This is a genomic window from Pseudomonas sp. GW821-FHT09D08 (assembly GCF_059416305.1).
The window spans coordinates 54,002-66,192 of sequence record NZ_JBWKOX010000015.1 but is presented as its reverse complement, the minus strand read 5'-3'; the positions used below and the strand labels follow the sequence as shown (position 1 = coordinate 66,192).

The following is a 12,191-nucleotide window of genomic DNA, read 5'->3' as shown; positions in this document are numbered from 1 at the left end:
AAAATGAACGCGTACGAGACACTGCGTCAGGAGCTGGCATCTTCGCCACGCAATTGGCTTATCACCGGCGTTGCGGGCTTCATCGGTTCAAACTTACTGGAAACCCTCCTCAAACTGAATCAACGCGTAATCGGCCTGGACAACTTCGAAACGGGCCACCAACGTAACCTTGATTTGGTTCAAGACACGGTTTCCGAGTCTGCATGGGCGCGGTTCAAGTTTGTAGAAGGCGATATACGCAAGCTGGAAGACTGCCAGCGAGCCTTGGAACATGGTGCTGACTTCGTCCTTCACCAGGCAGCATTAGGCAGCGTACCGCGCTCACTTGAAGACCCCATTCGAACCAATGGCACCAACATTGACGGTTTCCTGAACATGCTGGTAGCAAGCCGAGACGCCAAGGTAAAGCGTTTCGTATACGCAGCATCAAGCTCAACCTATGGCGACCACCCCGCCCTGCCCAAGGTCGAGGAGCACATTGGTCGTCCACTCTCCCCTTACGCTGTCACCAAGTACGTCAACGAGCTGTATGCGGATGTATTTGCACGCTGCTATGGACTGCAAACCATAGGTCTACGGTACTTCAACGTATTTGGTCCAAGACAGGATCCTGACGGCGCATACGCAGCCGTGATTCCAAAATGGTTCGGAGCATTACTACGCGGCGAGTCTATTCACATCAATGGTGACGGCGAAACCAGCCGTGACTTTTGCTACATCGCCAATACCGTCCAGGCCAATTTGCTCGCTGCTACAACACAAAATACCGATGCCGTGAATCAGGTCTTCAACGTAGCCGTAGGTGACCGCACTACGCTGAATGATCTCTTCGCTCATATCCGGCAACTGGCTGGCGCAATCCACCCAGCAATTAAAAGTGCGACTCCTGTCTATGGTGATTTCAGGGCGGCCGATGTACGCCATTCACAGGCAGACATCAGCAAAGCCCAAAACCTGTTGGGTTATGCGCCGACGCATCGTATTGCCGCTGGCCTACAGGACTCCGCTACCTATTACACAGCGCACGTAGGTAAGCATGTCTAAAATTGTGGTAATCGCCGGTTTTGCCGAATCACTGATTCGGTTTCGCGGTGATCTTCTGGCCGCGATGCAAACGAACGGCCATGAAGTTGCCGCCATCGCGCCGGAAGACGATGACTCCGTACGCAAACGACTCGCCGAAAAAGGGGTGGAGTACCACGTCGTACCGATGGCCCGTGCGGGACTGAATCCCTTTGCCGACCTGCGCTATTTGCTGCAACTCAGCCAATGCCTGCGCAAGATAAAGCCTGATGTGGTGCTAGCCTATACAATTAAACCAGTGGTTTACGGCCTGCCCGCCGCTCGCTTAGCAGGCGTAAAACGCCGTTATGCACTTATTACAGGTCTGGGATATGCATTCACGGATGCCGAAGCAAGCTTGAGTCGCAACCTCATCAAACGGGTCGCGTCAGGTCTGTATAAATTTGGGTTGAGCTTTGCGACAGGTTTGTTCTTCCAAAATCCGGATGATCAAAAACTGTTCAAGGACCGAGGACTATCCAGCAAAAACCTTCCGACTTTGGTTGTTAATGGTTCGGGCGTGGATACGGATAGCTTTCCGGTAGCACCACTGCCGGAGCAGCCAAGTTTTCTGTTTGTAGGCCGAGTACTACGAGATAAAGGGGTGGTCGAGTACGCCGAAGCAGCAAGGATGCTCAAACCCATCTATCCGCACGCTACTTTTCACTTGGTCGGACCGATGGACTCAAATCCATCCGGTATAAGCGAAGAGATGGTTTCATCTTGGGAGAAAGAGGGCCTGATTCAATACCACGGCGCTGTCAGTGATGTGAAACCCTATATTGCCGCCTGCAGCGTGTTTGTACTGCCATCCTACCGTGAGGGCACGCCACGTTCGGTATTGGAGGCTATGTCCTGCGCACGAGCGATTGTCACTACCGACGCGCCTGGATGCCGCGAAACCGTAATAGATGGTGAAAACGGCTATCTCGTTAAACCTCGCGATTCAGCCGATCTTGCCAAGGCCATGGGACGCCTGGCAGGCTCGAGGGAGTTGCGCGAACGAATGGGCAAAACGAGCCGTGAACTTGCGGAACAGAAGTATGATGTCCATCGTGTAAATTCAATCATGATTTCAGCAATGGAACTGCGCTGTTAGACAACGTCCATTCTAAAATTAGCCTTTGCAGGTAGGCAAACTACTTGCGAAGGCGCTTGTTATTACGATGAACAATCATAAAGCCCCACAAAGGCCCTAACAGCAACCCCAGCAAGAAGGCCGCCACAATATAAAATGATACGGGTATTGACGGCGCAGACCACCCTGCAAACGTTAAAGAAACAGACTGCTGATTCTCAAGCGAGAACAACAGGGTAACCACCAGCACTGTCAAAACGACCAGAAGCAGAGATAACTTCTTAATTAAATGCAAAAGATTACTCCTCATCCAGCTCTATTAAATCGGCTCCTCATCCTCATTGACGCGATCCCGCAGCTCCTTGCCAGGCTTGAAGTGAGGCACAAATTTTCCATCAAGGCTAACAGACTGACCTGTTTTTGGATTACGCCCCACACGCGGCGCCCGATAATGCAGCGAAAAGCTGCCAAACCCGCGAATCTCAATCCGATCCCCAGTAGCTAAACACTGAGACATCTGTTCAAGCATGGTCTTGATAGCCAGCTCTACATCCTTGGATGAAAGCAGCCCTTGATGGGTGACAATTCGTTCGATCAACTCCGACTTCGTCATATTTTTCCCTTCTTTTTCAAGCAGCTAGGAAAAGCGCTTTGAAGGTTTTAGCATGACCTGCAGATTTTGAACAGCCCAAGAACCCACTAATCTTGCACAAGCCCGCCTTCAAGCCCCACTCCCCCTTAACAGTTGAATCAAAACTTCTTCAGAGATACTTGTCGGCCTTCTGCCTTGACCTGATTTTTTTTGCCGGAACCCCATAGGCAACCACAAAAGGATCAATGTCGCTCAAAACCATCGAGCTCCCGCCGATCACGGCATGCTCACCAACAGTGACCCCGTGGCGCAAATTCGCACCGATGCCAATAGCTGAGTGCCTCCCTATTCGGCAGTTCCCCCCTGTTGTCGCGGCTGGAGCCAAGCTAGAAAAATCCTCCATCACCGAGTCGTGATCCAGTGAAGCCTGGGTGTTGACAATACAAAACCGGCCTACCTCACAGCAGGGATTCACCACCGCACCGGCCATAACGACGGTGCCAGCCCCGATGGTCACACACTTACCAATACTGGCGCCGGGATGAATAGCACAAACAAAGGGTAACTTCGGGCATAACTCCGAGAGAGTGTTATATACCCTCTCACGAACGCTATTATCCCCAATAGCAATAATGGCTCCCTCAATGGAGTGCTCAACCAGAAGCCTCGGAAGGTCCGATTCGCGCCCGATAATAGGGTAACCAAGGCTCTCCTCACCCACAGCCCTGAAAGAATCAATCAGCCCCACTACCGAGTACAGAGCCTGCTTTTCAACTATGTCCAAAATGACCTTGGCATGGCCCGAAGAACCTATTATCACAATCTTTTGCATACTAGCTCACTCAAGACTCAACACCGCTACCAAGCACACCTTATCACTAAGTCTGGCGCTGCCCGAGAGCATTTAGCACTCCTTTCCACTCTCCAATTACCGTCCTTGACCAACGATTACCGTCCCACTCAATTACAAATCACCAACATTGTCCTAGTCACCGCACCCGCCGGATTCCAACCAAACAGGAAGTCACCTCCCTCCTCCTTGGCATCACTGGACCTTGTCATCACCTTGTAGCCTTGCATCCTGCACTCACGAGCCGCACGTCTCTCACACTTCTCCCAGCTCGAACCTAACCCTGAGCAGTCTATTTCGACACCACTGATTCCATGCCGCACATGTGTTTTGGCGCTGGCAGCGCACCCTGCAAATATCGACAATACGAGAATTAGAAAAAGCCTGTTCATTCAAATCCTTACTAAATCAGCAATGCGGGAACAATCGCCCAAAGACTATAGCCAGTTCTGACAGCGCCCCGTAAGCCTTGGTTCTTGCTCGTTGATTCAACAAATTTAAGGCAAAAAAAAGGGCGACCGAAGTCGCCCTTTTTTACAGCCTTACAGAACTTAGTTCTGTTTAGCCATTGCTTCGCGCAGCAGGGAGGCCATGGTGGTCTCGCCTGTTGCAGCTTCCGGAGCCGATTTCAGGCTCTGGATGGCTTCTTTCTCTTCCACTTCGTCTTTCGACTTGATGGAGAGTTGGATCACGCGGCTCTTGCGATCGACGCTGATGATCTTGGCTTCTACTTCCTGGCCTTCTTTCAGAACGTTGCGCGCGTCTTCAACGCGGTCACGGCTGATTTCGGAGGCTTTCAGAGTCGCTTCGATATCATCGGCCAGAACGATGATGGCGCCTTTGGCGTCAACTTCTTTCACAGTGCCTTTAACGATTGCGCCTTTGTCGTTCTCTTGAACGTACTCGGAGAACGGATCGCTTTCCAGTTGCTTGATACCCAGGGAGATGCGCTCGCGCTCTGGGTCAACCGACAGGATAACGGTGTCCAGCTCGTCGCCCTTCTTGAAACGACGAACAGCCTCTTCGCCAACTTCGTTCCAGGAGATGTCGGACAGGTGAACCAGGCCGTCGATGCCGCCGTCCAGACCAATGAAGATACCGAAATCGGTGATCGACTTGATGGTGCCGGAGATTTTATCGCCCTTGTTGAACTGACCAGAGAAATCTTCCCATGGGTTAGATTTGCACTGCTTGATGCCCAGGGAGATACGACGACGCTCTTCGTCGATGTCCAGAACCATGACTTCCACTTCGTCGCCGACTTGTACGACTTTCGAAGGGTGGATGTTCTTGTTGGTCCAGTCCATTTCGGAAACGTGTACCAGGCCTTCAACGCCTTCTTCCAGCTCAGCGAAGCAGCCGTAGTCGGTCAGGTTGGTAACACGTGCGGTGACGCGAGTGCTTTCTGGGTAACGGGCTTTGATAGCAACCCATGGATCTTCACCCAGTTGCTTCAGGCCCAGGGAAACACGGTTGCGCTCGCGATCGTATTTCAGAACCTTGACATCGATCTCGTCGCCAACATTGACGATTTCAGAAGGATGCTTGATACGCTTCCAAGCCATGTCGGTAATGTGCAGCAGGCCATCGACGCCACCCAGATCGACGAATGCGCCGTAATCGGTGAGGTTCTTGACGATACCTTTGACTTGTTGGCCTTCCTGCAGGGATTCCAGCAGAGCTTCACGCTCGGCGGAGTTCTCTGCTTCCAGGACGCTGCGACGGGAAACGACAACGTTGTTGCGCTTCTGGTCGAGCTTGATGACCTTGAATTCGAGTTCTTTGCCTTCCAGGTGCGTGGTGTCGCGCACAGGACGAACGTCGACCAAAGAACCTGGCAGGAACGCACGGATGCCGTTAACGTCGACAGTGAAGCCGCCTTTAACCTTACCGTTGATAACGCCCTTGACCACTTCTTCAGCTGCGAAGGCTGCTTCGAGAACAATCCAGCATTCAGCGCGCTTGGCTTTTTCACGGGACAGCTTGGTTTCACCGAAACCGTCTTCAACCGAGTCCAGAGCAACGTGAACTTCGTCACCGACATTGATTGTCAGATCACCAGCATCGTTGTAGAACTGTTCCAGCGGGATCAGAGCTTCAGACTTCAGACCAGCGTGAACGGTTACCCAGCGAGCTTGGTAATCGATATCAACGATAACACCGGTGATGATGGAGCCTGCCTGAAGGTTCAGGGTTTTTAGGCTTTCTTCAAAGAGTTCCGCAAAGCTTTCGCTCATTTTAATTCCTGTTGATAAGGGCGAAGAATACGCCCATCTCCACACCCCAGACGGTGTGGGTCAGTTTCAGTTAAAAGAAGCCACCGCAGGACTATGACTGGTCCCCTGCGGCCTTCTTGATCACCCGGCGATATCGCGAATGGCGATTTCACTCAAGATGCGTTCCAGCACCTGCTCGATGGACAACTCCGTGGAATCCAGTTGTATGGCATCAGCCGCCGGCTTGAGCGGGGCTACTGCGCGCTGGGTATCACGCTCATCGCGTGCACGGATCTCATCTAGCAGACTCGACAGACTAACACCATCGACTTTGCCCTTCAACTGCAAGTAGCGGCGGCGAGCCCGCTCCTCGGCGCTGGCGGTCAGGAAAATCTTCAGCGGCGCCTCGGGAAACACCACCGTGCCCATGTCGCGGCCATCGGCCACCAGCCCCGGCGGCTCCTGGAAAGCCCGCTGACGCTGCAACAGCGCATCACGCACCGCCGGCAGCGCGGCAACCTGGGAGGCCCAGGAGCCGACCTGCTCGTTACGCAGATCATCGGTCACATCGTCCCCTTCCAGGATGATGCGCTGGGGGTGACCTTCCGTTGCGCCGACGAACTGCACATCGAGGTGCGCCGCCAGCAGCTTCAGGGATTCTTCGTTGGTCAGGTCGACGCCATGGTTGCGTGCGGCAAACGCCAGCAGGCGGTACAACGCGCCGGAATCCAACAGGCACCAGCCCAGGCGCTTGGCCAGGATGCCGGCGATCGTGCCTTTGCCCGAGCCGCTTGGCCCGTCGATGGTAATCACCGGTGCTTTGATATTCACAATTGAGCCTCTTGGGCAACACGGATGCCGACTTGGGCACACAGTGTAAGAAAGTTCGGAAAAGACGTAGCAACATTGGCGCAGTCATGGATACGAATCGGCGCAGCCGCCCGCAGGGAAGCCACACTGAAGGCCATGGCAATCCGGTGATCGCCATGGGCATGGACTTCACCACCACCCATCAGGCCACCGTCAATGATAATCCCATCGGCGGTCGGTTCACACTTCACCCCCAACACCTGCAGACCGTCGGCCATGACCTGGATACGGTCGGACTCCTTAACACGCAACTCTTCGGCGCCCCGCAAAATGGTCCGGCCTTCAGCGCAGGCGGCCGCGACGAACAACACCGGGAATTCATCAATAGCCAGGGGCACCAGCGCTTCCGGAATCTCGATCCCCTTCAATACAGCTGCCCGCACCCGCAGGTCAGCGACAGGCTCGCCACCCACTTCGCGCGGGTTTTCCAAGGTGATATCGGCCCCCATCAACCGCAGGATATCGATCACCCCGGTGCGGGTCGGGTTGACGCCGACATGCTCCAGCAATAACTCGGAGCCCGCGGCAATCGAAGCCGCCACCAGGAAGAATGCCGAAGAGGAGATGTCCCCCGGCACTTCAATATGGGCAGCCGTCAGTACATGGCCCGATTCCACCGATGCGGTAGCGCCTTCCACCGCAACCGGGTAACCAAAACCGCGCAACATACGCTCGGTATGGTCACGGGTCGGCGCAGGCTCGGTCACTGCGGTTTGACCTTCGGCATACAGCCCCGCCAGCAACAGGCAGGATTTGACCTGGGCACTGGCCATCGGCATTGCATAGCTCATGCCTTTGAGCGCCTGGCCGCCACGAATGGTCAGTGGCGGACGCCCTTCCGGCCCGGTCTCGATCACCGCGCCCATGTCCCGCAATGGCTTGGCCACGCGGTTCATCGGGCGCTTGGACAGGGAAGCATCGCCGGTCAACACGCTGTCAAAGCGTTGTGCCGCCAACAAACCGGACAGCAGGCGCATGGACGTACCGGAATTGCCCAGGTAGATCGGCCCCGGCGCCGGCTTCAGGCCGTGCAAGCCCACACCGTGAATGGTCACGCGCCCATGGTGCGGCCCTTCAATCACCACGCCCATGTCGCGAAACGCCTGCAGGGTCGCCAGGGCGTCTTCACCCTCAAGGAACCCTTCCACCTCCGTCACGCCCTCGGCCAACGAGCCGAGCATGATCGAGCGATGGGAGATCGACTTGTCACCCGGCACCCGGATACGCCCGCTCAAGCGGCCGCCCGGGTTGGCGAGGAATGTCAGGTCATCGGCGTTCACAGCGGTTTCCATATAGGCCCGGCGAGCCAGGATCTTGCTGAAATGCTCACGCGCCACCCGCGCACGGGTGAACACGCCCAATAATTGATGGCCATCCCCGGCATCGACCGCGTCGCGCAAGGCGTCGAGGTCACTGCGGAAGGTGTCCAGGGTGCGCAACACCGCTTCGCGATTGGCGAGAAAGATGTCGTGCCACATCACCGGATCGCTGCCGGCAATCCGCGTGAAGTCGCGGAAGCCACCGGCGGCATAACGGAAAATCTCGAGGTTTTCGTTACGCTTGGCCAGGGAGTCCACCAGGCCGAATGCCAACAGATGGGGCAAATGGCTGGTCGCCGCCAGCACTTCGTCGTGGCGCTCGACCTGCATATGTTCCACATCCGCCCCCAGCTCACGCCAGAGACGATCCACCACCGCCAGCGCGGCCGGATCGGTTTGCTCCAGCGGCGTCAGGATCACTTTATGGCGACGGAACAGCTGCGCGTTGGACGCTTCCACCCCGCTCTGCTCGGAACCGGCAATCGGATGGCCCGGCACAAAGCGCGACGGCATGCCGCCAAAGGCCTGCTGCGCCGCCCGCACCACATTGCCCTTGGCACTGCCGACGTCCGTAAGAATCGCCTGGCCCAGGTCCATGCCGGCCAATACCGCCAGCAGTTTCTCCATGGCCAGGATCGGCACAGCGAGCTGGATGACGTCAGCCCCCTGGCACGCCAGCGCCAGGTCCGCCTCGCAACGATCCACCACGCCCAACTCCACCGCCAGCTTGCGCGATTGCGGGTCAAGGTCCACACCAACCACTTCGCCGCACAGCCCGCTTTCGCGCAGGCCTTTGGCGAAGGAGCCACCGATCAAGCCCAGGCCGACCACCACCAGGCGACCGATCATAGGCACGGCAGGTTGCAATGCAGTGACATCAACCACGAGCCAGGACCTTGGCCAGCGCCTCCAGGAAGCGGCTGTTTTCAGCCGGCAAGCCGATGGTAATCCGCAGGTGGTTCGGCATGCCGTAGTTGGCCACCGGCCGCACGATCACACCTTCACGCAGCAGCCCCTGGAATACCGGGGCGGCCACTTGACCAAGGTCGACACAGATGAAGTTGCCCTTGGAGGGAATCCAACCCAGGCCCAACGCACGGAAACCATCCTGCAACTGCAGCATGCCGCTGGCGTTGATGCGGCGACCTTCTTCCAGGTACTCGGCATCCTTCACCGCCGCACAGGCTGCCGCCAGGGCGAGGCTGTTGACGTTGAACGGCTGGCGTACGCGGTTCAGTACATCGGCAACCACCGCAGTCGACAGACCATAGCCAACCCGCAGCGACGCCAGGCCATAGGCCTTGGAGAAGGTGCGCGACACCAGCAGGTTCGGGTAGGCCGCCAGGAAATCCAGGCCGTTCGGCAGGTCGCTGCCTTCGGCGTACTCGATGTAGGCCTCGTCCAACACCACCAGCACATGCTCAGGCACGTCCTGCAGGAAGTCGTTCAGCGCCTGTGCATCGAACCAGGTGCCGGTCGGGTTGTTCGGGTTGGCGATAAACACAACGCGGGTCTGGGCATCGATGGCGGCCAGCATGGCCGGCAGGTCGTGGCCCCAGTCCTTGGCGGGAATCACGCGGGCGTCGGCACCGACCGCCTGGGTCACGATCGGGTAGACCGCAAACGCGTGCTCGCTGAACACGGCGTTCAGGCCCGGCGCCAGGTAGGCACGCCCAACCAGTTCGAGGATGTCGTTGGAACCGTTGCCCAGGGTGACCTGGTTCAGTTCGACCCGGCATGTTTCTGCCAGCAGGGACTTGAGGGCGAAGCCATTGCCGTCCGGGTAACGGGTCAGCTCGGCCAATTCTTCGCGAATCGCCGCCAATACCTTGGGGCTTGGGCCCAGTGGATTCTCGTTACTCGCCAGCTTGACGACCTTGGAGGGGTCCAGGTTCAACTCACGCGCCAGTTCGTCCACAGGCTTGCCCGGAACGTAAGGCGACAGTTGTTGCACGCCCGGCTGGGCCAGGGCGAGGAAGTTGCCACTCATGTTAAAGCCTCACAAAACCGCTTTCGGGTAAGAGCCCAGCACCTTGAGTGCCACGGCTTCCTGACTGATCTTCTCCAGCACGCCCTTGACCAGCGGATCGCGGTGATGGCCGATGAAGTCGATAAAGAACACGTAAGTCCATTTACCGCTGCGCGAAGGACGCGTCTCGATGCGCGTCAGGTCAATCCCGTTGTCGTGGAACGGCACCAGCAGCTCATGCAGCGCGCCGGGCTTGTTGCTCATGGAGACGATGATCGAAGTCTTGTCGTCGCCGGTCGGCGGCACTTCCTGGCTGCCGATCATCAGGAAGCGCGTGGAGTTGTCCGGGCGGTCCTCGATTTTCTCGGCCAGGCGCGTCAGGCCATACAGGCCTGCCGCCATATCACCGGCGATCGCCGCCGAATTCCATTCACCCTTGACCCGCTTGGCCGCTTCGGCGTTGCTGGACACCGCCACGCGCTCCACATTCGGGTAATGCGCATCCAGCCACTTGCGGCACTGGGCCAGGGACTGGGCGTGGGAATAGATGCGGCTGATGCTGTCGGTCTTGGTGTTCTCACCCACCAGCAGATGGTGGTGGATGCGCAGCTCGACTTCGCCGCAGATCACCATGTCGTGTTCAAGGAAGCTGTCCAGCGTGTGGTTGACCGCGCCTTCGGTGGAGTTTTCCACCGGTACCACGCCAAAGTTCACCGCGCCGGCCGCCACTTCACGGAACACCTCGTCGATGGCCGCCATGGGCTTGCTGATCACCGCGTGGCCGAAGTGCTTCATGGCCGCCGCCTGGGTGAAGGTGCCTTCCGGGCCGAGGTAGGCCACTTTCAGCGGCTGCTCGAGCGCCAGGCACGACGACATGATTTCACGGAACAACCGCGCCATCTCTTCGTTGCCCAGCGGGCCCTTATTACGCTCCATGACGCGCTTGAGCACCTGGGCTTCACGCTCCGGCCGGTAGAACACCGGCACTTCGCCCTCCGCCAGGGACGCCATCTTCACCCGTGCCACTTCCTGGGCGCAGCGCGCACGCTCACTGATCAGTTCCAGGACTTTCTCGTCCAGGCTGTCAATGCGTACACGCAGGGCCTTGAGTTCTTGTTCAGACATTAGCCGTGTTCCTTTTCGAACTCTGCCATGTAGGCAACCAGCGCGTTGATCGCGTGGATGTCGACAGCGTTGTAGATGGAGGCGCGCATGCCACCCACCGAACGGTGGCCCTTGAGGTTCAGCAGGCCACGGGCGTCGGCACCGGCCAGGAAGGGCTTGTCCAGGCGGTCGTCAGCCAGGCGGAACGGCACGTTCATCCACGAGCGGTCGGTGAGGTTGATGGGGTTGCTGTACAGGCCGCTGGCGTCGATGAAGTCGTACAGGGTGCGCTTCTTCTCTTCGTTGAGCTTGCCCATGGCCGCCACGCCGCCCTGCTCTTTCAGCCACTCGAACACCAGGCCAGACAGGTACCAGGCGAAGGCCGGCGGGGTGTTGTACATCGAGCCGTTGTCGGCCGCGACCTTGTAGTTGAGCATGGTCGGGCACAGTGAACGGGCGCGACCCAGCAGGTCCTCACGGACGATATTGACCAGGATGCCACTCGGACCGATGTTCTTCTGCGCACCGGCGTAGATCATGCCGTAGCGCGATACATCGATAGGCCGCGAGAGGATGTCCGAGGACATGTCGCACACCAGCGGAACGTCGCCGACTTCCGGCACCCAGTCGAACTCCAGGCCGCCAATGGTTTCGTTCGCGACGTAGTGCACGTAGGCCGCGTCCTTGGACAACTTCCATTCGTTCTGACCGGGAATGGCGAAGTAGTCGTAGGGCTTGGCGGTGCTGGCCACATTGACATGACCGTAGCGCGAGGCCTCTTCAATGGCCTTCTGCCCCCAGATGCCGGTGTCGATGTAGTCGGCCGTGCCGTCTTCCGGCAGCAGGTTCAGCGGGATCTGGGCGAACTGCTGGCTCGCGCCGCCTTGCAGGAACAGCACTTTGTAGTTGGATGGAATGTCGAGCAAGTCGCGCAGATCCTGCTCGGCCTTGGTGGCAATGGACACGAACTCATCACTGCGATGGCTCATTTCCATCACGGAGAGGCCTTTTCCATGCCAGTCGAGGAGTTCACCCTGCGCGCGCTGCAGGACTGCTTCAGGAAGCGCCGCGGGACCGGCACAGAAGTTATAGGCTCTCTTGCTCACATCCAATCTCTCTGATCTGGTGGGA

12 protein-coding genes are annotated in these 12,191 nt (G+C 57.6%); 2 read left to right on the top strand and 10 right to left on the bottom strand.

Translation table 11 applies throughout. The features are described 5' to 3' along the window. Window positions 1-3 precede the first annotated feature (3 nt). Both AC07OP_RS22300 and AC07OP_RS22295 read left to right on the top strand, forming a co-directional pair. Window positions 4-1,044, top strand: coding sequence for an NAD-dependent epimerase/dehydratase family protein (locus tag AC07OP_RS22300; protein ID WP_115486011.1), 1,041 nt, complete (start codon window positions 4-6; stop codon window positions 1,042-1,044). Next, entirely contained in the window at window positions 1,037-2,161 is a 1,125-nt protein-coding gene (locus AC07OP_RS22295; protein ID WP_495101253.1) for a glycosyltransferase family 4 protein, read from the top strand. Before AC07OP_RS22300 ends, AC07OP_RS22295 begins: the two co-directional genes overlap by 8 nt. A gap of 40 nt (window positions 2,162-2,201) precedes the next feature. Here the strand turns inward: AC07OP_RS22295 and AC07OP_RS22290 are convergent, their stop codons facing one another. The 10 genes from AC07OP_RS22290 to serC form a co-directional block, all read right to left on the bottom strand. Beyond that, window positions 2,202-2,450, bottom strand: a complete 249-nt coding sequence (locus AC07OP_RS22290) for a lipopolysaccharide assembly protein LapA domain-containing protein (protein ID WP_227451275.1) — start codon at window positions 2,448-2,450, stop codon at window positions 2,202-2,204. A 9-nt stretch (window positions 2,451-2,459) separates the two neighbouring features. Next, entirely contained in the window at window positions 2,460-2,753 is a 294-nt protein-coding gene (ihfB, locus tag AC07OP_RS22285; protein WP_115486009.1) for an integration host factor subunit beta, read from the bottom strand. A 148-nt stretch (window positions 2,754-2,901) separates the two neighbouring features. Further along, window positions 2,902-3,564, bottom strand: a complete 663-nt coding sequence (locus tag AC07OP_RS22280; protein ID WP_495101252.1) for an acetyltransferase — start codon at window positions 3,562-3,564, stop codon at window positions 2,902-2,904. 128 nt (window positions 3,565-3,692) lie between these two features. Next, complete coding sequence (locus tag AC07OP_RS22275) at window positions 3,693-3,974, bottom strand: hypothetical protein (RefSeq protein ID WP_115486007.1); 282 nt, start codon at window positions 3,972-3,974, stop codon at window positions 3,693-3,695. Window positions 3,975-4,133: 159 nt separating this feature from the next. After that, window positions 4,134-5,819 carry a 30S ribosomal protein S1 gene (gene rpsA / locus AC07OP_RS22270; RefSeq protein WP_027604177.1) on the bottom strand — a complete coding sequence of 562 codons (1,686 nt, stop codon included), beginning with the start codon at window positions 5,817-5,819 and terminating at the stop codon, window positions 4,134-4,136. Between the two features lie 120 nt (window positions 5,820-5,939). Next, window positions 5,940-6,629: a (d)CMP kinase gene (gene cmk / locus AC07OP_RS22265; RefSeq protein WP_003172653.1), complete on the bottom strand. Its 690-nt coding sequence runs from the start codon at window positions 6,627-6,629 to the stop codon at window positions 5,940-5,942. Further along, the gene (locus AC07OP_RS22260; RefSeq protein ID WP_495101311.1) at window positions 6,626-8,836 is read right to left on the bottom strand and encodes a bifunctional prephenate dehydrogenase/3-phosphoshikimate 1-carboxyvinyltransferase; all 2,211 of its coding nucleotides are present in this window, start codon (window positions 8,834-8,836) and stop codon (window positions 6,626-6,628) included. The genes cmk and AC07OP_RS22260 overlap by 4 nt, the downstream gene beginning before the upstream one ends. A gap of 28 nt (window positions 8,837-8,864) precedes the next feature. Beyond that, on the bottom strand, window positions 8,865-9,977 hold the full coding sequence (hisC, locus tag AC07OP_RS22255) for a histidinol-phosphate transaminase (protein WP_495101251.1): 1,113 nt from the start codon (window positions 9,975-9,977) through the stop codon (window positions 8,865-8,867). Window positions 9,978-9,986: 9 nt separating this feature from the next. Continuing rightward, the gene (gene pheA / locus AC07OP_RS22250; protein WP_003172650.1) at window positions 9,987-11,081 is read right to left on the bottom strand and encodes a prephenate dehydratase; all 1,095 of its coding nucleotides are present in this window, start codon (window positions 11,079-11,081) and stop codon (window positions 9,987-9,989) included. Then, window positions 11,081-12,166 (bottom strand): 3-phosphoserine/phosphohydroxythreonine transaminase, encoded by a 1,086-nt coding sequence (gene serC, locus AC07OP_RS22245; protein ID WP_495101250.1) that lies wholly within the window; start codon window positions 12,164-12,166, stop codon window positions 11,081-11,083. The genes pheA and serC overlap by 1 nt, the downstream gene beginning before the upstream one ends. Between the last annotated feature and the right edge of the window lie 25 nt (window positions 12,167-12,191).